Annotated in this window: 1 protein-coding gene; it reads right to left on the bottom strand. The window is 47.3% G+C overall.

Features of this window, described 5'->3' with window-relative positions; all coding sequences use genetic code 11:
* Nucleotides 1-712: ParA family protein (locus KI743_RS24565; RefSeq protein WP_285468609.1), on the bottom strand; the 712-nt coding region annotated here is incomplete at both ends.

Genomic DNA, 712 nt, shown 5'->3' with positions numbered 1-712 from the left:
GCAGCTGCTTATACGCAAATACACCACGACTGCCAGATGCAAAATGAGACGCTGGTAAACGCTTCAAACTTGCATCCCTAAACTTGGTGTCGATCGGTACTGCTGATGTCCACACCTGATTCGGGTAGTCATGTTTTAACTGGGTTAATGTTTGCAGCGACGCCTTGGTACGCTTGTCGTACATAGTAGGAACAATCGTTACCTTAAAAGGCGCTTTGCGAGACTTCTGCATGATGGTCAAAGTACGGATCATTCGCTCAAGACCTTTCATAGCCAAGAACTCGGTCTGCACTGGGATCAAAATACGATCGCTTGCTGCTAACGCATTCACCATCATCACACCAAGAATTGGTGGACAGTCAATCAACACGTAATCATAGTCATCTTGCACCGCTGCAAGTGCGCGCTTTAATATTAAGCCCATACCGCTACGGTTTCCCATCACTCTGTCTAAGGTCGCCAAAGACATGTGCGCGGGAATGATATCGATACCCTCAACCTCTGTTTGCAGAGTCAAAGGTGCCACTGTTTCAGCGGTAAACTCACGCAACTGAAACAGGTCAAACAAACTGGATTCGACCGTATCTGAGTCGTAACCCAGATACGTCGTCAGTGATGCATGTGGGTCGGTATCTACCAACAAAACTCGATGACCTTTTTGGCTCAAAAGCCCAGCTAAAGTCACCGTTGTTGTCGTTTTACCTACACCACC

It is taken from the genome of Vibrio sp. D420a (assembly GCF_030248625.1).
Lineage (GTDB): Bacteria > Pseudomonadota > Gammaproteobacteria > Enterobacterales > Vibrionaceae > Vibrio > Vibrio fortis_A.
The sequence above is the reverse complement of the archived record's forward strand: the minus strand, read 5'-3'. Positions and strand labels throughout refer to the sequence as shown.